This window comes from Alcaligenes parafaecalis, assembly GCF_026344135.1.
GTDB classification, from domain to species: Bacteria; Pseudomonadota; Gammaproteobacteria; order Burkholderiales; family Burkholderiaceae_B; genus Alcaligenes; species Alcaligenes parafaecalis.
Map to the genome: position 1 here is coordinate 391,030 of NZ_JAPKNA010000003.1, position 21,776 is coordinate 412,805.

A 21,776-nucleotide genomic window follows, 5' to 3' on the forward strand; every position below is an offset into this window, starting at 1 on the left:
GCTGCGAAGGGTTGTTTCTACTAAAGCAAATGCTGTGCCAAGTTCAGTTGTGGAGGCGATGAAATACCTGAAGCCAGACGAGGCGGGGTTTCTTCCGCGGTCTGCTGCTGTTATTTCTTTCTGTGAATACTGCGTTCTTCTGTTTTGTGTTTCAATATTGAAACGTAATTTGAAACAATGTCGCATTGTTGATGCTTGGGTGAAACCGCATGCCTTATCCTTCTTCCCCTCCTGCCCGTCTGCGTCTGGTGGCTTTTGGTCTGCATGGACTGCGTTCCCTCTTGGAAGAGTTGGTGCCGCAGTTTCGCGCCCAGGCCGAAATCCTGATCGTGGACAAAGCCTATGGCGAGGCCGTGGAAGCCGTGCAGGTTTTGCGACAAACAGGTGAAATCGACGTTCTGGTGTCCGCCGGTTCCAACGGCAGTTATTTGCGCGAACATCTGGACTTGCCGGTGGTGCTGGTGCACCCCGGTGGCTTTGACATTATGGGTAGTCTGGCCTCGGCACAGGCTGAGCGCAAAGCCGTAGTGACTTATGGAGAAATGCCGCTGGAACTGATGGAGTTCGTGCAGCGTTTTGATCTGCCTGTGGAGCTACGCAGCTATCGTAGTGAAGCCGATGCACGTAGCTGTGTTCAGGATTTGAAAGAGCTGGGTGTGGAGTGGGTGCTGGCACCCGGTTTGGTGGTGGATTTGGCGCGCGAGAACCAGATGGAAGGCGTGCTGCTGTATTCACAAGGAGCAGTGCGGCAGGCACTGGAATCCGCTATCGAACTGGCCCGCGTTGCTCGCGCCGAAGCGGCTCGTCGGGATCGCTTGAATACGATTCTGGCGCAGTTGCGTGACGGTGTGGTGTCAGTGGACAGGGACGAGCGTATTGAAACCGTTAACCCGGCGATGGAGGCCTGGTTGGGGCAACCGGCGCAAGCCATGATTGGCCGCCGCTTGGGTTCCTTGTATCCCGAGCTGGATCTGGCGGGCACGCTGCGCAGTCTGGACGTGCAACTGGATACCGTGCAACAAGTGGGCGGCCGTACCGCGATCGTTACCCGCATGCCGATTCTGGAGCAGGGGCGCTTGAGCGGGGCGGTGTTGCTGTGTCAGGACCCGGCAGCGATTCAACGACTGGACCGCAGCTTGCGCTCGCGCAGTCAGCAAGCGGCATCGCGTCATGCCCGGTACGAGCTGTCTGATCTGGTGGGGCAGAGCTCGCCCATGCGCAAGCTGCGAGCTCAGGCTCAGGCTTGTGCACAAAGCACAGCGACGACCTTGATCATTGGCGAGAGTGGTACAGGCAAGGAACTGCTGGCCCAAGGAATTCACAGTGCCAGCGCCAGACGTGCACAACCTTTTGTGGCAGTGAACTGCGCGGCGTTCCCCGACAGCCTGCTGGAAAGCGAGTTGTTCGGTTATGTGGAAGGCGCATTTACAGGTTCCAGCCGGGGCGGCAAAGTCGGGCTGGTGGAAGCGGCTCACACCGGCACCCTGTTTCTGGACGAGATCGGGGAAATGCCCTTGCCACTGCAAACCCGTTTGCTGCGGGTGCTGCAGGAAAAAGAAGTCCTGCGCATCGGGGCGATTGAGCCAACGCCCGTCGATGTGCGCGTGATTGCGGCCACTCACCGTGATCTGGCCGCGCAAGTTAAAGAAGGCGTGTTCCGTCAGGATCTGTTTTATCGCCTGAATATTCTGGTGCTGCGCTTGCCACCTTTGCGTCTGCGCACCCAGGACTTGCCGGAACTGGTGGAGCATCTCTTGGCAAAAGTGGCCCAGCGTTTGGGTGGAGCCGTTACGCTGAATTCCGATTGGCTGGCTGAACTGCTGGAACTGGGCCGTCACTACACGTGGCCCGGCAATATCCGCGAGCTGGAAAACCTGATCGAACGCTTGATGGTCTTGGGCACAGTGCAAGGTGATCAGGCCGTGGTGCTGGAAGATATTGCGCCGGAGCTGCGGGCGGTAGTGGCAGAGCCCGCCATGCCTGCGCTGCGTGATCAGCAAGAGCGCAGCGAGCAGGAGCATCTGGCCAAGGTGCTGGAAGAGTGTGGGGGTAATCGCGCCCTGGCCGCCCAGCAACTGGGGATTAGTCGCAGTACTTTGTGGCGGAAGTTGCGTAAAGGCTGATGGGCTCGTCAATACTTCTTGGGGGGCAAGCAAAGCCCATCCGCCGCCGTTTCCTTTAAGACTGGTTTTAGTGCCGATTGATTCTGCTTAAAGCTATCAAGAGCAAGCTGACCAGCAAGGAGGCCACCAGGTTATACGTCAGCCCCATGCCAAAGGCAGAGACATAGTGCTCAGCCTGACTTAGGGCAGCGCTGCCTGTGTTTCGTCCGGCATTAAACAGGAAGCCGACCACGGCAACCCCCAGGGCGGCTCCAATTTGCTGAATGCTGGAGATCACTCCCGAAGCCATGCCAGCTTGAGTCTCGTCGATAAAGCCCAGTATTAGATTCAGTAAGGGCGTCATGATCAGGCCTTGGCTGGCCCCCAGGAAAATCAAGGCAGGAATCAGGTGGGCAGGCTCCAATTGTGCGCCTGCCCAAGCCACTTGGCTGATTAGCCAGGCAAAGGAGAGGGCGTAGCCTATCGCTCCCGCCGTAATAGCCTGGGTGCCGTAGCGGGTGACAAGGCGTGGCGCGTAAAGAGAGGCAGCAATAAAGCCTACGCTGGCGGGTGCAAATATGCTGCCTGCGTGGAAAGGACTTAAGCCAAAGCCGCTTTGCAGTAATAAGGCAAAGCAGAGGAAAAAAGAGCTGGCGGTGGAGTAGACCAGCAAGACCAATAGGGCGCCCAGAGCAAAGCGGGGCTGCGTCAGCAGTTGCATATCGACCAAGGGCAAATGCCCGGTGCGTCGGCGTCTTTCCTGGTGCCGGTAAAAAACAAACAGCAAGGCAATTGAGGCCACCAGACTCGTCAGGCTGGAAAGGGGCCAGCCATGCTCCGAGCTTTGGATGATAGGGATCAGTAACAGGCTTAGGCTCAGGCTGATCAGCATGACACCCGTGCCGTCCAGTCCCTGGTTTTGAGGGCCTCGGGTTTCAGGGATATAGCGCGCCTCCGCAATCGCCAGTAGACCAATCGGGATGTTGATCAGAAAGATGTTGCGCCAACCCAGCTCAAACAGATCTGCGTGAATCAGCCAGCCTCCCAGTATCTGTCCCGCAATAGCGGCCAGACCCAGCGTCATGCCCAGCAGGCCGAAGGCGCGACGGCTGTCATCGCCGTCAAAGTTGACCCGAATGGAAGCATAGACTTGGGGAAAGAGCAGGGCGGCAGCCAGGCCCTGCAATACCCTGGCGATGATCAGCAAAAAAGCATTGGGTGCCAGGCCGCATAGGGCAGAGGCCAGCGTAAAGCCTGCCATGCCGATGATAAAGAGCTTGCGACGGCCAAATAAATCGCCCAGTCGTCCTCCCGTAATCAGCAGCACGCCAAAAGCCAGTTCGTAGCCCGCCACGATAAAGCCGATCTGGCTAAAGCTGGCGCCCAGTTGGCTCTGAATATTTGGGATAGCGACATTGACGACGAATAGATCAAAAATGGTGACGAAGCCCGCCAGAAGTAGCACGGACAGGCCCAGCCAGGGCGGGGTGTTTTGGGTGGCTGGATGTGTGTTTGGGGAATACGGCTTGGAGCTCATGATGCTTGTTTGAGGTGGAAACCCGTGTATTCTTGAACTCTTTTTAAGCAATTACAATTTAACTGTTTATGCTATTACTTAAAGCAACGGGGTCTTGAGTCATGAGAACGCTGGAACGAACGCGCCCGGATTTGGCAGCCTTCTTGCGTGCATGCCGTGAACGCCTCTTGCCGGAGGAAGTGGGTTTGCCCAGTGGAGGGCGCCGCCGTACGCCGGGGCTGCGCCGTGAGGAAGTGGCCGCTTTGGCGGGAGTGGGGCTGACCTGGTACACCTGGTTGGAGCAAGGGCGTGATATTGGAGTGTCGGCCAGCTTTCTGGATAATTTGGCGCGTGTTCTGAAACTGGATGCGGCCGAGAGGCGGCATTTGTTTTTGCTGGCGCATGAGCGCCTGCCTGCCGAGCCAGGAATTACCTGGTGTGTCTTGCCGCCGTTGGTGCGACGCTTGATGCACGACTTGCCTCATCCGGCTTTTGTCTTGAATTTACGCTGGGATGTCTTGGGCTTTAATGCCTTGGCGGATGATCTGCTGGACTTGGGGGCGTATCCGGATGGGCAGCGCAATTTTCTGTGGCAGATGTTTACGAACCCCGCTTTGCACATGCGCTTTGTGCCCTGGGAATCGCAGGCGCTGGAGATGTTGTCCAGTTTTCGTCGAGACTTTGCTCGGGCCACAGACGGTACGGACATTCATGAACTGGCTAATGAGCTCAAGCGCGTGTCACCGGAATTCAAAATGTGGTGGGAGCAGCATGATGTGCATCCGTCTTGTGGTGCGCTACGCACATTGCTGGTAGATGGGGAGTTGCGCGAGTTTGAGCAGACCTCGCTCATCATTGATGAGAGTCGGCATTTGCGTATGGTGGTGTACGTGCAGCCTTCGCAGCAAGGTCAAGGCGATGGGGGCGGTCCACGCTAGTATTGTGCAGAGCTTGTAGAACGCAAGTGGTGAGTGCTTAGTACTGCTTTGATGTTAATAGCAGGATCCTGGTTTTACGTGTTGAGTTCCAGCATTCAGCATCAAGCACTAAGCATCGAGTAGCAGGCGTTAGAGATCAGGCGTCAGGTATCACACATTAGACGGTAGGCATCAGGCAAAAAAAATCCCCGCCGATCAGGCGGGGATTGCAGACACTGACGGCTTAATTAGCCCAGCAGGTCTTTCACACCGTCGCGCTCTTCCAGCAGCTCGTTCAGGGTGTGGTCCATGCGCTCACGCGAGAAGGCGTCGATTTCCAAGCCTTCAACACGCTTGTACTCACCGTTTTCGGTGGTCACAGGCACGCCGTAGATGATGCCTTCAGGAATGCCGTAGGAGCCGTCCGAAGGAACACCCATGGTGACCCATTTGCCGTTGGAGCCCAGGACCCAGTCACGCACGTGGTCGATGGCCGCGTTGGCAGCCGAAGCAGCCGAGGACAGGCCACGGGCTTCGATGATGGCGGCGCCACGTTTGCCCACGGTGGGGATGAAGGTTTCGCGGTTCCAGGCCTGATCGTTGATGATCGCGTCGATCTTCTCGCCGTTCACGGTAGCGAAACGGGTGTCAGGGTACATGGTGGGCGAGTGGTTGCCCCACACAATCAGGTTCTCGATGTCAGCAACAGCCTTGCCGGACTTGGTGGCCAACTGCGACAGAGCGCGGTTGTGGTCCAGACGCAGCATGGCGGTGAAGTTCTTTGCTGGCAGATCAGGAGCCGACTTCATGGCGATGTAGGCGTTGGTGTTGGCAGGGTTGCCGACCACCAGCACTTTCACGTCACGGCTGGCCACTTTGTTCAGGGCACGGCCTTGTGCAGTGAAGATCTGGGCGTTGAAGGCCAGCAGATCTTTACGCTCCATGCCTGGGCCGCGAGGACGGGCACCGACCAGCAGGGCGATATCAACATCCTTGAATGCGGTTTCAGGGTCGCTGTGGGCGGACATACCTTGCAGCAGCGGGAAGGCGCAGTCGTCCAGTTCCATCATGACGCCCTTCAGGGCCTTTTGGGCTTTCTCGTCGGCGAGTTCCAGCAACTGCAGGATTACAGGCTGGTCTTTGCCCAGCATTTCGCCAGAGGCGATGCGAAACAGCAGGGCGTAACCAATCTGGCCAGCAGCGCCGGTAACGGCGACACGCATTGCGGGTTTGGACATGAGAGTAAGACTCCGTTTTTGGGTTTGAAGACGGTGACGAAAAACACAGTTTAAATCTTTTGCTGACCGGTCGGCTGGCGTGGAAAACGGTTTTTCGCAAGAGGAAAAGCCTCTTTTTTCACTGCGCAGACTAGACCAAAACGATAGCGGCGTCAAACGTCTTATATCTTATATAAGACATAAGAGCGTTAGACATTCGGGGCCGGTCATGCGAAAATTAGTGCACTGTCTATTTTATGAACAAATGCGCGCCGCAGGCTGTATTGATCGCGCATTTTTTATGAGCCCCATGTCTGATAACGTGCCGCCGCTACGCACCCAGGAAATCGAAAAATCCGCTCCTAGCGCGGCCTATAGCCCTCTGTATCAACAGATCAAGGCTTTGCTGCTGCAAGGGCTGGATCGTGGCGAGTGGAAACCCGGCGAAGCCATCCCCAGCGAACTGGAACTGGCCGCCCGTTTTCAGGTCAGCCAGGGCACGGTACGTAAAGCCATCGACGAGCTGGCTGCCGACAATCTCCTGATTCGTCGCCAGGGTAAAGGCACCTTTGTGGCTACCCATCACGAAGCGCGTGTGCGTTTTCGTTTTTTGCGTCTGGCCCCGGACGATGGCAAACCTGTCGCCTCCCAAAGCCGCATTCTGGATGTGCGCCGCATGAAAGCGCCTACCGATGTGGCCGTGCTGCTGGATCTGCGCACCTCGGACATGGTGGTGAACCTGCGTCGGGTTCTGTCCTTTGATCAGGTCCCCACCATTTATGACGATATCTGGCTGCCTGGCTCCGTCTTCAAGGGTTTGACCCTGGAAGCCGTCGAGCAGAACAAGGGTCCGATGTACGCCTGGTTCGAGAGCAAGTTTGGCGTCAGCATGGTGCGCGCCGATGAAAAGATTGGCGCAATCAGCGCTACCGAGGAGGCCGCAGCGGTCTTGCAGGTGGCGGCTGGATCGCCACTCCTGCACGTGGAACGCGTGTCCTATACCTATGGTGACCGACCGATGGAGTTGCGCCGGGGCTTGTACCTGACTGAGCGCTTCCATTACCGAAACACGCTCAGCTAGTGCGGCGGCATACGGTATTTGATACTGCACCGTAGTGTCAAATAGGTGAAAATACCAAGGTTAAAAATTTTATGACTTTTTTTTATCTACTTCGAGGCCATCATGTCTGATACCGCACCCAAGCAGCGCCCGCAGTATCGCAATATCAGCGTGCCGCAGATATTGAATTACCGCTTGCCCCTGGCTGCAAAATCGTCGATTTTGCATCGCGTCAGTGGCGCATTGCTGTTTCTTTGCCTGCCGCTCGTCTTATTGCCACTGTTCTCTTTGAGCGTCAGCTCTCCAGAGTCCTTCGAGACCTTGCGCAGCTACGTCGACAATCCCGTCTGTAAGCTGATCCTTCTGGTCCTGATCTGGGGCTACCTGCACCACTTCTGTGCCGGTATCCGCTATCTGGCACTGGACCTGCACCTGGGTAACGACAAAGAGTCCGCCAAGAAATCGGCCGGTATGGTGTTCGGGGTTAGCTTGGCGCTGACCGTTGTGTTTGGTTTGAAACTGTTTGGGGTGTGGTAATGGCAAATCGTGAGCGCATTGGCGCAAACCGCCTGGTAGTGGGTGCCCACTACGGTACCTTGGACTTTCTGGCACAACGCGTTACCGCAGTCATCATGGCCATCTACACCTTGGTCATTGTTGGCGGCATCCTGTTCAGCAGTGAATTGAATTTCGAGACCTGGCGCGGCCTGTTCTCGTTCACGGTCGGCTCCCTGCCTTTGGGTCAGTTGCTGGCAACCTTGTTCTTCCTGTCTTTGTCCTGGCACGCCTGGATTGGTGTGCGTGACATCTGGATGGACTACGTCAAGCCCGCTGGTTTGCGCTTGTTGCTGCAGGTGTTGACCTTGCTGTGGCTGGTTGCCAGTGTCGTCTTTTTTGCAAAAATTATCTGGAGTCTCTAAACCGTGGCTTCCATCACAAACTCTTTGCCCCGCCGTCAGTTTGACGTAGTGGTGGTCGGTGCCGGTGGCGCCGGTATGCGTTGTTCCCTGCAATTGGCTCAGGCTGGCTTGTCCGTGGCCGTGCTCAGCAAGGTGTTCCCAACCCGCTCCCACACCGTGGCTGCTCAAGGTGGCGTCAGTGCCTCTTTGGGTAACATGAGCGAGGACCACTGGTACTGGCACATGTACGACACCGTTAAAGGTTCGGACTGGCTGGGCGACCAGGACGCCATCGAATTCATGTGCCGTGAAGCTCCACACGCTGTGTACGAGCTCGAGCACTTCGGTATGCCGTTTGACCGTAACCAGGACGGCACCATTTACCAGCGTCCATTTGGTGGTCACACCGCCAACTTTGGCGAAAAACCGGTTCAACGCGCCTGTGCCGCTGCTGACCGTACTGGCCACGCCATGTTGCATACGCTGTACCAGCGTAACGTGGCTGCCCGTACCCAGTTCTTCGTGGAATGGATGGCTCTGGACTTGCTGCGTAACGAAGCTGGCGACGTTCTGGGCGTAACCGCTCTGGAAATGGAAACCGGCGAAATCTACGTTCTGGAAGGCAAGCGCGTGGTGCTGGCTACCGGTGGTGCTGGCCGTATCTGGGCTGCTTCCACCAACGCCTTCATCAACACCGGTGACGGCCTGGGCATGGCTGCTCGTGCTGGTCTGCCTTTGCAAGACATGGAGTTCTGGCAATTCCACCCCACTGGCGTTGCCGGTGCTGGCGTGCTGATTACCGAAGGCGTGCGCGGTGAAGGCGGTATCTTGCTGAACAAAGACGGCGAGCGCTTCATGGAGCGTTACGCTCCCACCCTGAAAGACTTGGCCCCACGTGACTTCGTGTCCCGTTCCATGGACCAGGAAATCAAGGAAGGTCGCGGTTGTGGCGATGGCAGCTACGTGGTTCTGAAACTGGATCACCTGGGCGCTGACGTCATCAAGAAACGTCTGCCCTCGATTCGCGAAATCGCGATCAAGTTCGGTAACGTGGATCCGATTAAAGACCCGATCCCCGTGGTTCCAACCATCCACTACCAGATGGGCGGTATCCCCACGAACTACTACGGTCAGGTTGTGACCCAAACGCCAACCGGCGAGAACAAGATCGTCAACGGTCTGTACGCTATCGGTGAATGTGCCGCTACTTCTGTGCACGGTGCCAACCGTCTGGGTACGAACTCCCTGCTGGACCTGATTGTGTTTGGTCGCGCTGCGGGTAACCACATCGTGGATTCGCACCCCGAGAAAACTCACGCTCACCAGGAAATCAACGAGTCCTCTATCGAGTACTCGCTGGACCGCGTCAACCGTCTGGAATCCCGTACATCGGGCGAAAAGGCACAGGACGTGGGCAACAAGATTCGTGTCGCCATGCAGGCTCACTGCGGCGTGTTCCGTACTCTGGATCTGTTGCACAAGGGTGTCGACCAGATCGATTCCCTGGTTCCCGAAGTCAAGGATATTTACTTCAAAGACAAGTCCAAGGTGTTCAATACCGCCCGTATTGAAGCCCTGGAAGTGGCCAACATGATCGAAGTGGCTCGTGCCACTACGAAGTCGGCCGCCAATCGTACTGAAAGTCGCGGTGCTCATGCCCTGAACGACCACCCGGAACGTGACGACGAAAACTGGCTGCGTCACACCCTGTGGTTCTCGGAAGGCAGCCGTCTGGAGTACAAGCCTGTCCAGATGAAGCCTCTGACAGCCGAAACGATTCCGCCCAAGGCCCGGACTTTCTAAGCAGGATACTGATATGAGCCAAAAACGTAAGGTCAAATTTGAAATCTATCGCTACGATCCTGATAAGGACGAGCGTCCCTACATGCAGAAAATCGAAGTCGAGTTGGAACCAACCGACAAGATGCTGCTCGATGCGATTTTGCGCATTAAAAACGACATGGACGACAGCCTGGCGCTGCGTCGTTCCTGCCGCGAAGGTGTGTGCGGTTCCGATGCCATGAACATCAATGGCAAGAACGGTCTGGCCTGCACCACCAATATGCGTGACTTGAAAGAACCTGTGGTCTTGCGCCCACTGCCAGGTCTGCCGGTTATCCGTGACCTGATCGTGGACATGACCCACTTCTTTGATCAGTACCATTCGGTCAAGCCATTCCTGATCAACGATGCACCTCCTCCAGAGAAAGAGCGTTTGCAAACGCCTGAAGCCCGTGAGGAGCTCGATGGTCTGTACGAGTGCATTCTGTGCGCCTGCTGCTCGACCTCTTGCCCATCGTTCTGGTGGAACCCCGACAAGTTCGTCGGTCCTGCTGGTTTGTTGCAAGCCTATCGTTTCATTGCTGACTCGCGTGACGAAGCAACGGGCGAGCGTCTGGATAATCTGGAAGATCCATACCGCTTGTTCCGCTGCCACACGATCATGAATTGCACGGACGTCTGTCCAAAAGGACTGAACCCGTCGCATGCCATCGGCAAGATCAAAGAAATGCTGGTGCGTCGCAGTATCTAAAAAGGTGGGTATGTACCGATGAGAACATTGACGGAATTGGAGCGTGCGCGTCTGCGTTGGCGTGCTCGCCGGGGCTTGCTTGAAAACGACTTGATGATCACCCGTTTTCTGGATCAATACGAAAACGAGCTGACTGATCAGGACGTGTCGGCCCTGACCCGCTTGTTCGAAATGGACGATACAGTTTTGCTGGATGTCCTTCTGGCTCGCTCCGAGCCAGAAGGGCAGTACGCCACACCGGACATTCAGCGACTAGTAGACATTATGCGAAAGCTATAACCATTGAGGAAAAAAGTGATGGAATTGTCAGATAAAAAAGCCACGCTATCCTTCTCCGACGGAAGCCCTTCGGTTGAGTTCCCTGTACACAAGGGCACCGTAGGTCCGGACGTGATCGATATCCGTAAGCTCTACGGTCAGACAGGTATGTTTACCTATGACCCCGGCTTTATGGCGACGGCGGCTTGCGAATCCGGTATCACCTACATTGACGGCGACAAAGGCCAGTTGATGTACCGTGGCTACCCGATCGACCAGTTGGCACAAAAGTGCGATTTCATGGATGTGTGCTACCTGATCCTGAACGGCGACTTGCCGAACGCAGATCAGAAGCAGGAATTTGACTCCCTGGTCACGAACCACACCATGGTTCAGGAACAAATGCAGCACTTCCTGCGTGGCTTCCGTCCGGACGCTCACCCCATGGCAATACTGACTGGCCTGGTCGGTGCCCTGTCGGCGTTCTACCATGATTCCACGGACATCACGAATCCTCATCACCGTCATGTGTCGGCTATTCGCTTGATCGCCAAGCTACCTACTCTGGTTGCGATGGCGTACAAGTATTCTTTGGGACAGCCTTTCATCTATCCCAAGAATGATTTGTCCTACACCGGCAACTTCTTGCGCATGATGTTCGCTACCCCTTGCGAAGACTACAAGGTCAACGAAGTGGTTGAGCGCGCTCTGGACCGTATCTTCATCCTGCATGCAGATCACGAGCAAAACGCCTCGACCTCCACCGTGCGTCTGTGCGGTTCGTCCGGCACCAATCCTTTCGCTGCGATTGCTGCGGGTGTTGCTTGCTTGTGGGGTCCTGCCCACGGTGGTGCAAACGAAGCTTGCCTGAACATGCTGGAAGAGTTGCAAGCCAACGGCGGCATCGACAAGGTTGGCGAGTTCATGGAGAAGGTCAAGGACAAGAACTCGGGCGTTCGCCTGATGGGCTTTGGTCACCGTGTCTACAAGAACTACGACCCACGCGCCAAGCTGATGCAAGAGACTTGCAAGGAAGTTCTGGAAGCCCTGGGCCTGGAGAACGATCCTCTGTTCAAGCTGGCCATGGAAGTCGAGCGCATTGCTCTGGAAGATCCATACTTCGTCGAGCGCAAACTGTACCCCAACGTGGACTTCTACTCGGGTATCGTTCAGCGTGCTATCGGCATCCCAACGTCCTTGTTCACAGCGATCTTCGCTTTGGCTCGTACCGTAGGCTGGATTGCTCAGTGGAACGAAATGCTGTCCGATCCAGATTACAAGATTGGCCGTCCACGTCAGTTGTACGTGGGTCCAGTCCAGCGCGACGTACCTGCTCAGCGTTAATCGCTGATGCTTTTCCCCTGCGGCATCAGCAGTAGGGGAAGGCAAAAGTACGCACTCCTTGATGGGGTGCGTTTTTTTTTGCCTTGCCAACTACTATACGGATTGAAATCAAACGACAGAGGTGGGGTGATGGAAGAGTCCAAGTTCAAAGATCACTTTTCTACGGTTGCAGCCGACTATGCCAGCTACCGCCCCAGCTATCCACAAAAGCTGGTTGATGTATTGGCCGAACTCAGTCCCGCAGAAGATAGAGCACTGGATTGCGCCTGCGGAACAGGGCAGCTTTCTGTGCTGCTGGCCAAGCGATTCAAGGAAGTGATCGCCACGGATGGCAGCGCCGATCAGATTGCTCAGGCGCAGCCGCAAGAGGGTGTGAGCTATCGTACCGCCCTGGCTGAAAACAGCGGTTTGGCCGATGGTAGTGTGGATTTGATCACCGTCGCGCAAGCAGCTCATTGGCTGGACCTGGAGCTTTTCTACGCCGAGGTTCAGCGTATTGCCCGACCGGATGCCGTGCTGGCTTTGATCACCTACGGCGTGCTGCATGTGGAGGGCGAGGTGGATAGCGTGATGCAGCACTTCTACTATGAAACCATCGGTGCTTACTGGCCACCGGAGCGTCACCATGTGGAGGAAGGTTATCGTAGTTTGGACTTTCCTTTTCAAGAGCTGAGCTTGCCGCCTTTGGCTATAGAAGTGGATTGGAATCTGCCGCAGTTGTTGGGATACATCAGAACCTGGTCTGCGGTGAAAGTGGCAGAGAAGGGGCTGGGCAATAGCGTCTTGAGTGAGGTGGAAGCAGAGCTACGTAAACAGTGGGGCGATCCTGATCAGCGCCGTCGAATCAATTGGCCTTTGTCTGTGCGCGCTGGGCGAGTGTGAAAGCAGGTCGCACTTGAGTCGTGTCGCATGTTTAGCTGGTTTGAAATGAGTTTGCCTAGGCCATGTGTGCTGCCTTGTAAGGTTAAGCTCCGTAACTCATCAAACAGTCCAAAAGAGATCAATTTGATTGGAAATGAAAAATAATTGATTGGATTTGATGCTTTGAAACAGTGCCTGCGTCCTTAGAATAGTCATCTATTGTGCGCAGGCCGGTACAACAGCGGCTTTTCAACAATCACCAGACGAAAACTCACATGCAACTCATCAGTCAAAGTTTCCAGGACGGCCAGGCGATTCCAGGCGAATTTGCTTTCGCCGTACCCGATGCCAGCGCACACATTGCGCTGTCGTCGAATCGTAATCCGCATCTTGCCTGGAGCGATGTTCCCGCAGGCACTCAATCATTCGTCATCGTCTGTCATGACCCGGACGTGCCCAGTCGTGGAGATGATGTGAATCAGGAAGGCCGCGACGTGCCTGCTGATCTGCCTCGAGTCGACTTTTTTCACTGGCTGCTGCTCGACATTCCTGCCAGTACGACGCAGATCGCATCAGGCTCGCATTCCAGCAGTGTCACGCCGCGTGGCAAGCCCGGCCCTGAGCTTGAAGGCGGTTTGCGCCACGGTATCAACGACTACACCGCCTGGTTCGCTGGTGACGAGCAAATGAAGGGCGATTACCACGGCTATGATGGCCCATGCCCGCCCTGGAATGACACACTGGTTCACCGCTATATCTTCACGGTCTATGCCTTGGCGACACCCGCGCTTGCGGTGGATGGTCCACTCATAGGTGTTAACGTGCACGCGGCACTGGCTGCTGCTCCGGTGCTGGGGCAAGCCAGCCTGACTGGCTTGTACAGCCTAAACCCTTCCGTGTCGCTTGGCTGATTTGTGAGCCAGCGCAAGTGGGGCACTGCAGAGTCACGGCAAAGCGAGCAAGCAATCGCCCAGACAACTGCACAATCTGAGCCTGGCCGTCACTGGTCGCTGCCATCTGGCACGCCAGTGCTTCGGCGTGGCTTGTGCGCCTTGGCGCAGCCAGTACTGACTCAGGTGCAGTACACGCCGCAGTTTTTGTTCCATGATGCCACCGTGCTGCTTGTCGCTACGGGGCAGCTCGACTTGAATGACGATGCCCACCCGCTTGCGATTGACACTCCAACGTCGCTATTGCTCGTCGAACCGGGCACTTGCGTCGACTTGCTGAAAACGCCAGATGGCCCCGAGAAGCGTTTCCGCTCTATCTTCCTGACGCTCTCGGCAGACCTATTGGACGTCTTTCAGCGTGATCGCTCCGCTCAAACATTGGAGCGCGCTAGCCTGATGCCTTATCGGCTGGCATCACTGGACGCGGACCTCGAATCTACGTTCCATCGAGTTCTCGAAAGCGTGGATGCCAAACGTGTGAGCGATGAAAGGCTCCAGTGCCGACTGATGGATTTCCTCTTTGCCCTTGCCGAGCGAGGTCATGTATTCAAGGGCATCAAACAGAACGGTACTGCCGGCCGCTTGCGCACCTTGATAGGTGAGGCGCCGGATCAGAACTGGACAGCGCACGAGGCTGGCCGTGCATTGGCGATGAGCGAGGCCACCTTGCGGCGACGTCTTGCCGGTGAAAGTGTGCGCTTCGAGGAGTTGCTGATCGACACTCGCATGCACCATGCCCTGATGTTGCTCCAGACGACATCCTGGACCATTCCACACATTGCACAGGCCTGTGGATACCAGTCCCGTGCTCGTTTCTCCGACCGATTCCGCGCACGTTTTGGTTATTTGCCTTCTGCTGTTCGCTAAAGGGCATCGGTCACTATGCGCCTGTGCTGTGTCTGTTGCGGGGTAAATGAGCTTGATCTTGAGTATTGATACTCTGTTGGATCAGGCGACAGATCTGTTTATTGAAGCAAGGTGCTGGAGTCAGCATGAAATAAAAAAAACCGGATGCGGCGTAAAGCGGCATCCGGTTTTTATTCAGCTAAACAGGATTAGCTGTTTTGCTGGGCTTCTTGCTGAGCATCCACAACAGCCAGGGCTGTCATGTTGATGATGCGACGCACAGTAGCGCTGGTGGTCAGGATGTGGATGGGGCGAGCCGCACCCAGCAGGATAGGGCCCATGGCCACACCGTTGCTGCCTGTCATCTTCAGCATGTTGTACGTGATGTTGCCAGCGTCCAGGTTAGGAGTGATCAGCAGGTTGGCCGAACCGCGCAGCGTGCTGTCGGGGAAGGCTTTCAGGCGGATCTTCTCGGACAGGGCGGAGTCAGCGTGCATTTCGCCGTCCACTTCCAGGTCTGGAGCACGTTCTGCCAGGATCTGACGAGCCTTGGCCATCTTGCGCGAGGACTCGGTCTGGCGGCTGCCAAAGTTCGAGTGCGACAAGAGAGCCACGCGAGGCACCACGCCAAAACGACGAACTTCCTCGGCGGCCTGGATCGTCATGTCGGCGATCTGTTCGGCGTTGGGGTTCTCGTTAACGTGCGTGTCGCACACAAACAGAGTTTGTGTTGGCAGCATCAGTACGTTCATGGCGGCGAAGGTTTGTGCTTCTTTCTTCAGGCCAATGACTTGCTCAACGTATTGCAGTTGGCTGTCGTAGTTGCTGGCCACACCGCAGATCATGCCGTCCGCGTCACCGCGTTGCAGCAGCATCACGCCGATCAGCGAGTTGTGCTTGCGGATCATGGCTTTGGCGATGTCTGGAGTAACGCCTTCACGTGCTTTGAGCTTGTAGTAGGAGGTCCAGGTGTCGGTAAAGCGGTCGTCGTCTTCGGGGTCAACGATTTGCACGTTCTTGCCCGCTTCCAGACGCAGACCGGCTTTCTTGACGCGCATTTCGATCACGTTGGGACGACCGACCAGGATAGGCTGGGCCAGCTTCTCGTCCACCACGGTTTGCACGGCACGCAATACGCGCTCGTCTTCGCCGTCAGCGTAAATGATGCGCTTGGGCGCGGCCTTGGCCTGCATGTACAACGGACGCATCAGCGGGCCGGTGTGGTAGGTCATGGCGATCAGTTTCTGACGGTAGGCGTCCATGTCTTCGATAGGACGGGCGGCAACGCCGGAGTCCATCGCAGCTTGGGCCACGGCAGGAGCGATCTGAACGATCAGACGGGAATCAAATGGTTTGGGGATGATGTACTCAGGGCCAAAACGCAGATCTTCGCCGCCGTAAGCGGTGGCCATATCGTCGCTTTGCTCGACCTGGGCCAGCTCGGCAATGGCTTTCACGCAAGCCAGCTTCATTTCTTCGTTGATCACGCTGGCGCCAACGTCCAGGGCACCACGGAAAATGAAGGGGAAGCACAGCACGTTGTTGACCTGGTTCGGGTAGTCCGAACGGCCGGTCGCGATGATGCAGTCAGGGCGAGCAGCCTTGGCCACTTCAGGGCGGATTTCAGGCTCGGGGTTAGCCAGGGCCAGAATCAGAGGCTTGTCGGCCATGGTCTTGACCATGTCGGCACTCAGAACGCCAGGAGCCGAACAACCCAGGAATACGTCAGCGCCGACCATGGCATCAGCCAGAGTGCGAGCGTCGGTGTCTTGAGCGTAGCGAGCCTTGTTGGGCTCCATGTTCTCGTCACGGCCTTTCCAGATGATGCCACGCGAGTCAGCCACGAAAATGTTGCTCAGCTTCACGCCCAGGGCAACCAGCAAGTCCAGGCAAGCAATGGCAGCAGCGCCAGCGCCCGAGCACACCAGTTTGATGTCGCCAATGTTCTTGTTAACGACTTTCAGGCCGTTCAGAACTGCGGAGGACGAGATGATGGCGGTACCGTGCTGGTCGTCGTGGAACACGGGAATGCTCATGCGCTCGCGCAGCTTCTTCTCGATGTAGAAGCACTCGGGGGCCTTGATGTCTTCCAGGTTCACACCGCCCAGGGTGGGTTCCAGTGCAGCAATGATGTCGACCAGCTTGTCCGGATCGGTTTCGTTCAATTCGATATCGAACACATCAATGCCAGCGAATTTCTTGAACAGGCAGCCTTTGCCTTCCATGACGGGCTTGGCGGCCAGAGGGCCGATATTGCCCAGACCCAGCACAGCGGTACCGTTGGTGACCACAGCCACCAGGTTGGCGCGCGAGGTGTACTTGGCGGCGGCTTCTTCGCCTTCGGCGTGGATGGCCATGCAAGCAGATGCGACGCCGGGGGAATAGGCTAGCGAGAGGTCATCTTGATTGGCTAGGGTCTTGGTGGGAACCACCGAGATTTTCCCGGGAGTGGGATACGCGTGATAGTCCAGCGCAAGTTTGGCCAGATCGGCGTTGGCATCCATTTGGTAAAGCTCCTGATAGGATTTTTTATGTGTAAAAGTAAATCTAATTTATAAGAAATACAGTCACCAGGTAGGTGCTGATTTGTTATAGACAGCATATGTCATGGCAACGCTTGTTGCCTGCCTCAAGGTGACCAAGGGCAGGCTGGGCTCGGTTTGGTGGAAAAGGGGCCCGCGAAGCGCGTACTTGCTGCACACGATTAGCATATCGGAATTTTTCCTTCATGTGGGGCGCCACAGGGGCGTCAATCATGATTTGGAGCGCTTCTTTTGTAAGAATTCGCCCTTGTGATAGATCGATGTGTTTGTTAATGCCAACGGTCTGATGCAGTCGCCAAGCATTTTAGATGTCATTAATTGCGCCTTTTGTGTGCGGCGTTATACTAGATCGATACGGCTTGTATAAGGCGTCCTACGTTGCCTTCTGCTCCTGCTATCCGCTAACCGGCGAGGTCCGTGTCGCGGAAGGTTTTCCTGCATCTCAACACGAGTGAAACACTCGGCTAGGTGAAGCGTAATAATGTCATCGCAAAAAGAACTGCTCAGTAACTCTTATTTGTTCGGGAGCAATGCTCCTTACGTCGAAGAACTCTACGAGTCCTACCTCGACAATCCAGGCTCCGTCGCCGACCAGTGGCGCGAGTACTTCGATCAGTTGCAGCATCAGCCTGCTACTGACGGCCGCGACAGCACCCGCGATCAAGCTCACGCTCCTATCGTCGAGTCTTTCGCCCAACGTGCCAAAGCCAATGCCTTCCTGACCAGCGCGCAAGCTCCGGACCTGACAGTTGCCATGAAGCAAGTGTCGATTCAGTCCATGATTGCTGCTTACCGCTCCCTGGGTGCCCGCATTGCCGAACTGGATCCCCTGAAGCGCTCCGAACGCCCCAGCATCCCTGAACTGGACCCCGCTTTCTACGGTTTGACCGAAGCGGATCTGGACCAGGTCTACTCCGCCACCAACACCTACTTCACCAAAGCCGACACCATGACGCTGCGCGACATGCTCAAGGCCTTGCGTGATACGTACTCGCGTTCGGTGGGCGCAGAATTCATGTACATCTCCGACCCCGTCGTCAAGCGCTGGATTCAACAGCGCCTGGAGTCGGTGCATGGCACAGGTTCTTTCGACGTTGACCAAAAACGCAACATCCTGCAGCAGTTGACCGAGGCCGAAGGCCTGGAGCGCTTCCTGCACACCAAATACGTAGGTCAGAAACGCTTCTCCCTGGAAGGTGGCGAGAGCTTCATCGCTTGTATGGATGAGGTCGTCAACCACGCTGGCGAGAACGGCGTTCAGGAAATCATCGTGGGTATGGCCCACCGTGGCCGTCTGAACATGCTGGTCAACATCATGGGCAAAATGCCCGGTGACCTGTTTGCCGAATTTGAAGGTCATCACGCTGAAGGCCTGACCGACGGCGACGTGAAATACCACAACGGTTTCTCCAGCGACCTGTCCACCCGTGGCGGTCCAGTTCACCTGTCCCTGGCCTTTAACCCATCCCACCTGGAAATTGTGAACCCAGTGGTCGAGGGTTCGGTCCGTGCTCGCCAGGATCGTCGTAACGACGAAGAAGGCAGCCAGGTGTTGCCCGTGCTGGTACACGGTGACGCGGCATTTGCCGGCCAGGGCGTGGTCATGGAAACACTGAACCTGGCCCAGACTCGTGGCTACGGTACCGGTGGCACGCTGCACATCGTTATTAACAACCAGATCGGTTTCACCACCTCTGACCCCCGCGATACACGCTCCACGCTGTATTGCACGGACGTGGTCAAGATGATTGAAGCCCCTGTGTTCCACGTCAACGGCGACGATCCCGAAGCTGTTGTGTTCGTGACTCAGTTGGCTCTGGACTTCCGCCGCGAATTCAAGCACGACGTCGTGGTTGATATTGTTTGCTTCCGTAAACTGGGCCACAACGAGCAAGACACTCCCTCGATGACCCAGCCGCTGATGTACAAGAAGATTGGTCAGCACAACGGTACGCGCAAACTGTACGCCGACAAGCTGGTTGCTCAAGGCATTCTGGCCGAGAACGAGCCCGAAGATCTGGTCAAGGCCTACCGTCAACTGATGGAAGACGGCAAGCGCACGGTTGAACCTGTTCTGACTGACTACAAGAACAAGTACGCGACCGACTGGTCCGCTTTCCTGGGCGCCAAATGGACTGACCAGGCAGACACCGCTTTGCCTCTGTCCGAACTGGCTCGCATCGGTGAAAAACTGACTACTGTGCCTGAAGACTTCACCGTTCACCCTCTGGTCAACCGCATGCTGAACGACCGTCGTGCCATGGCACGCGGCGAAGCACAAGTGGACTGGGGCATGGGCGAGCACTTGGCCTTTGCAACTCTGGTGAACAATGGCTACGCCATCCGTATTACCGGTCAGGATTCGGGCCGTGGTACGTTCACACACCGTCACGCTGTATTGCACGATCAAAAACGTGAGCGCTGGAATGATGGTGCTTACATTCCTCTGCAAAACGTGTCGGAAGGCCAAGCCAACTTCACGGTGATCGACTCGGTCCTGTCCGAAGAAGCCGTGCTGGCCTTTGAATACGGTTACGCCTCTGCAGAACCTAACATCCTGACTATCTGGGAAGCCCAGTTCGGCGACTTCGCCAACGGTGCTCAGGTTGTGATTGACCAGTTCATTACATCGGGTGAAGCCAAGTGGGGCCGTCATTGCGGTCTGACCTTGATGCTGCCACACGGCTACGAAGGTCAGGGTCCGGAGCACTCCTCGGCCCGTATCGAGCGTTTCTTGCAATTGTGCGCAGACAACAACATCCAGGTTGTCCAGCCTACCAACGGCGCCCAGATCTTCCACGTTCTGCGTCGTCAGATGATCCGTCCTTTCCGCAAGCCTTTGGTCATCATGACGCCCAAGTCCTTGCTGCGTAATAAAGACGCTACCTCGCCAATGAGCGATCTGGCTGAAGGTCACTTCATGCCCGTGATCGGCGAGACGGATCAGGCAATTGATGCAGCCGCTGTCAAACGTGTTCTGGCTTGCTCGGGCAAGGTTTACTACGATCTGGTGAACCACCGTAAAGAGCTGGAGCGCAACGATATTGCCATTATCCGTGTGGAGCAGTTGTATCCGTTTGCCCACAAGGCCTTCCAGGCAGAGCTGGCTAAATACAGCAACGCCAAGGAAGTTATCTGGGTTCAGGACGAACCTCAAAACCAAGGTGCATGGTTCTACGTTCAGCATCACATCTACGAGAACATGACCGAAGGTCAGAAGCTAGGCTACGCCGGTCGTGCCGCGTCCGCTTCGCCTGCAGTGGGTTACCTGGCCAAGCACCAGGAACAACACAAGGCGCTGCTGGAGCAGGCTTTCGGCGTCCGCAAAGGCTTCATGCTGACCAAATAACGCACCCCAAATTTTAAATACGGAAAATATAATCATGGCAATTACCGACGTTCTGGTTCCCCAACTCTCTGAATCCATCTCCGAAGCGACTTTGCTGGAATGGAAAAAACAACCTGGCGAAATGGTCCAGGCTGACGAAATCCTGATCGAAGTTGAAACCGACAAGGTCGTGCTGGAAGTTCCAGCTCCTGCTTCGGGCGTGCTGAGCGAAATCGTCAAGGCTAACGGCAGCACCGTTACCTCCGGCGACGTGCTGGCTCGTATCGACTCCGAAGGCAAAGCCGCCGCTGCTGCTCCTGCCGCCGCTGAACAAGCCGCTCCTGCTGCTGCCCCCGCCGCCGCTGCTCCTGCTGCCAGCACTGCTGCTTCTTCCGTTGCTTCGCCTGCCGCTGCCAAGATCCTGGCTGAAAAGGGCGTGGAAGCCAGCTCCGTGGAAGGTTCCGGCCGTGGTGGTCGCATCACCAAGGGTGACGCACTGCAAGCTAACGCTCCTGCCACCAGCAAGCCTGCTGCCGCTCCTGTTGCACCTCCAACCCTGTCCCTGGACGGTCGTCCAGAACAGCGCGTGCCCATGAGCCGTCTGCGTGCCCGTATCGCCGAGCGTCTGCTGCAGTCGCAATCCGAAAACGCCATGCTGACCACGTTCAACGAAGTGAACATGCAAGCTGTGCTGGATCTGCGTAAAAAATACAAAGATCAGTTCGAGAAAGAACACGGTGTGAAACTGGGCTTCATGTCCTTCTTCGTTAAAGCCGCTGTTGCTGCTTTGAAGAAATACCCCGTGCTGAACGCCTCGGTTGATGGCAAAGACGTCATCTACCACGGTTACTTCGACATTGGTGTGGCTGTTGGTAGCCCACGTGGTCTGGTGGTGCCTATCCTGCGTAACGCTGATCAAATGTCGATTGCTGACATCGAAAAGCAAATCGCTGACTTCGGTGCCCGTGCTCGCGACGGCAAGCTGACTCTGGAAGAAATGACAGGCGGTACCTTCTCGATCTCCAACGGTGGTGTGTTCGGCTCCATGCTGTCCACCCCGATCATCAACCCACCTCAGTCCGCCATCCTGGGCATTCACGCCACCAAGGACCGCGCTGTTGTTGAAAACGGTCAGATCGTGGTTCGCCCCATGAACTACCTGGCTATGTCCTACGACCACCGCATCATCGACGGCCGCGAAGCCGTTCTGGGTCTGGTAGCCATGAAAGAAGCGCTGGAAGATCCTCAGCGTTTGCTGCTGAACGTCTAAGCACGCGGTAGTTTCGGTCTAGTTTGTATACGGCCAAGTGCTTGCTTCTAAGCCTTGGCCGACTTTGTTTAAGGACCTGGGGGTTGGCTGTTGCCACCTGATTGTTTCCCGTCTGATTCTTGGGCGGTCCAG

17 protein-coding genes are annotated in these 21,776 nt (G+C 56.2%); 14 read left to right on the forward strand and 3 right to left on the reverse strand.

Going from position 1 to position 21,776, the window contains the following annotated elements; genetic code table 11:
* The first annotated feature begins 209 nt into the window (after positions 1-209).
* Positions 210-2,123, forward strand: coding sequence for a propionate catabolism operon regulatory protein PrpR (gene prpR, locus OSH09_RS12305; RefSeq protein ID WP_266121131.1), 1,914 nt, complete (start codon positions 210-212; stop codon positions 2,121-2,123).
* A 67-nt stretch (positions 2,124-2,190) separates the two neighbouring features.
* Here the strand turns inward: prpR and OSH09_RS12310 are convergent, their stop codons facing one another.
* Positions 2,191-3,639 (reverse strand): MFS transporter, encoded by a 1,449-nt coding sequence (locus OSH09_RS12310; RefSeq protein ID WP_266121132.1) that lies wholly within the window; start codon positions 3,637-3,639, stop codon positions 2,191-2,193.
* 101 nt (positions 3,640-3,740) lie between these two features.
* Here OSH09_RS12310 and OSH09_RS12315 point away from each other — a divergent pair, with 101 nt between their 5' ends.
* Positions 3,741-4,556, forward strand: coding sequence for a helix-turn-helix transcriptional regulator (locus OSH09_RS12315; protein ID WP_266121133.1), 816 nt, complete (start codon positions 3,741-3,743; stop codon positions 4,554-4,556).
* A 227-nt stretch (positions 4,557-4,783) separates the two neighbouring features.
* Here the strand turns inward: OSH09_RS12315 and OSH09_RS12320 are convergent, their stop codons facing one another.
* The gene (locus OSH09_RS12320; protein ID WP_042484133.1) at positions 4,784-5,773 is read right to left on the reverse strand and encodes a malate dehydrogenase; all 990 of its coding nucleotides are present in this window, start codon (positions 5,771-5,773) and stop codon (positions 4,784-4,786) included.
* Positions 5,774-6,062: 289 nt separating this feature from the next.
* Here OSH09_RS12320 and OSH09_RS12325 point away from each other — a divergent pair, with 289 nt between their 5' ends.
* The 10 genes from OSH09_RS12325 to OSH09_RS12370 all read left to right on the forward strand — a co-directional run bounded on the left by OSH09_RS12325 (position 6,063) and on the right by OSH09_RS12370 (position 14,524).
* Entirely contained in the window at positions 6,063-6,833 is a 771-nt protein-coding gene (locus OSH09_RS12325; protein ID WP_207875672.1) for a GntR family transcriptional regulator, read from the forward strand.
* A 102-nt stretch (positions 6,834-6,935) separates the two neighbouring features.
* Positions 6,936-7,349, forward strand: coding sequence for a succinate dehydrogenase, cytochrome b556 subunit (gene sdhC, locus OSH09_RS12330; RefSeq protein ID WP_207873615.1), 414 nt, complete (start codon positions 6,936-6,938; stop codon positions 7,347-7,349).
* Positions 7,349-7,732 (forward strand): succinate dehydrogenase, hydrophobic membrane anchor protein, encoded by a 384-nt coding sequence (gene sdhD / locus OSH09_RS12335; protein ID WP_207873616.1) that lies wholly within the window; start codon positions 7,349-7,351, stop codon positions 7,730-7,732. The genes sdhC and sdhD overlap by 1 nt, the downstream gene beginning before the upstream one ends.
* Positions 7,733-7,735: 3 nt before the next feature.
* A complete protein-coding gene (gene sdhA / locus OSH09_RS12340) occupies positions 7,736-9,514 on the forward strand; it encodes a succinate dehydrogenase flavoprotein subunit (RefSeq protein WP_266121134.1) in 1,779 nt (592 codons plus the stop codon).
* Between the two features lie 13 nt (positions 9,515-9,527).
* The gene (locus OSH09_RS12345; RefSeq protein ID WP_003802530.1) at positions 9,528-10,244 is read left to right on the forward strand and encodes a succinate dehydrogenase iron-sulfur subunit; all 717 of its coding nucleotides are present in this window, start codon (positions 9,528-9,530) and stop codon (positions 10,242-10,244) included.
* Positions 10,245-10,262: 18 nt separating this feature from the next.
* Positions 10,263-10,523 (forward strand): FAD assembly factor SdhE, encoded by a 261-nt coding sequence (locus OSH09_RS12350; protein WP_003802528.1) that lies wholly within the window; start codon positions 10,263-10,265, stop codon positions 10,521-10,523.
* An 18-nt stretch (positions 10,524-10,541) separates the two neighbouring features.
* The gene (gene gltA, locus OSH09_RS12355; protein WP_207873618.1) at positions 10,542-11,846 is read left to right on the forward strand and encodes a citrate synthase; all 1,305 of its coding nucleotides are present in this window, start codon (positions 10,542-10,544) and stop codon (positions 11,844-11,846) included.
* 129 nt (positions 11,847-11,975) lie between these two features.
* Entirely contained in the window at positions 11,976-12,728 is a 753-nt protein-coding gene (locus tag OSH09_RS12360) for a class I SAM-dependent methyltransferase (protein WP_266121135.1), read from the forward strand.
* Positions 12,729-12,982: 254 nt separating this feature from the next.
* Positions 12,983-13,618: a YbhB/YbcL family Raf kinase inhibitor-like protein gene (locus OSH09_RS12365; protein ID WP_266121136.1), complete on the forward strand. Its 636-nt coding sequence runs from the start codon at positions 12,983-12,985 to the stop codon at positions 13,616-13,618.
* A gap of 3 nt (positions 13,619-13,621) precedes the next feature.
* On the forward strand, positions 13,622-14,524 hold the full coding sequence (locus OSH09_RS12370) for a helix-turn-helix transcriptional regulator (protein ID WP_266121137.1): 903 nt from the start codon (positions 13,622-13,624) through the stop codon (positions 14,522-14,524).
* A gap of 188 nt (positions 14,525-14,712) precedes the next feature.
* Here the strand turns inward: OSH09_RS12370 and OSH09_RS12375 are convergent, their stop codons facing one another.
* Positions 14,713-17,007 carry an NADP-dependent malic enzyme gene (locus tag OSH09_RS12375; protein WP_222667467.1) on the reverse strand — a complete coding sequence of 765 codons (2,295 nt, stop codon included), beginning with the start codon at positions 17,005-17,007 and terminating at the stop codon, positions 14,713-14,715.
* 520 nt (positions 17,008-17,527) lie between these two features.
* Between OSH09_RS12375 and OSH09_RS12380 the strand changes: the two genes are divergently transcribed.
* Positions 17,528-20,395 carry a 2-oxoglutarate dehydrogenase E1 component gene (locus OSH09_RS12380; protein WP_207873622.1) on the forward strand — a complete coding sequence of 956 codons (2,868 nt, stop codon included), beginning with the start codon at positions 17,528-17,530 and terminating at the stop codon, positions 20,393-20,395.
* A 34-nt stretch (positions 20,396-20,429) separates the two neighbouring features.
* Entirely contained in the window at positions 20,430-21,644 is a 1,215-nt protein-coding gene (gene odhB, locus OSH09_RS12385) for a 2-oxoglutarate dehydrogenase complex dihydrolipoyllysine-residue succinyltransferase (protein WP_222667466.1), read from the forward strand.
* The last annotated feature ends 132 nt before the right edge of the window (positions 21,645-21,776 follow it).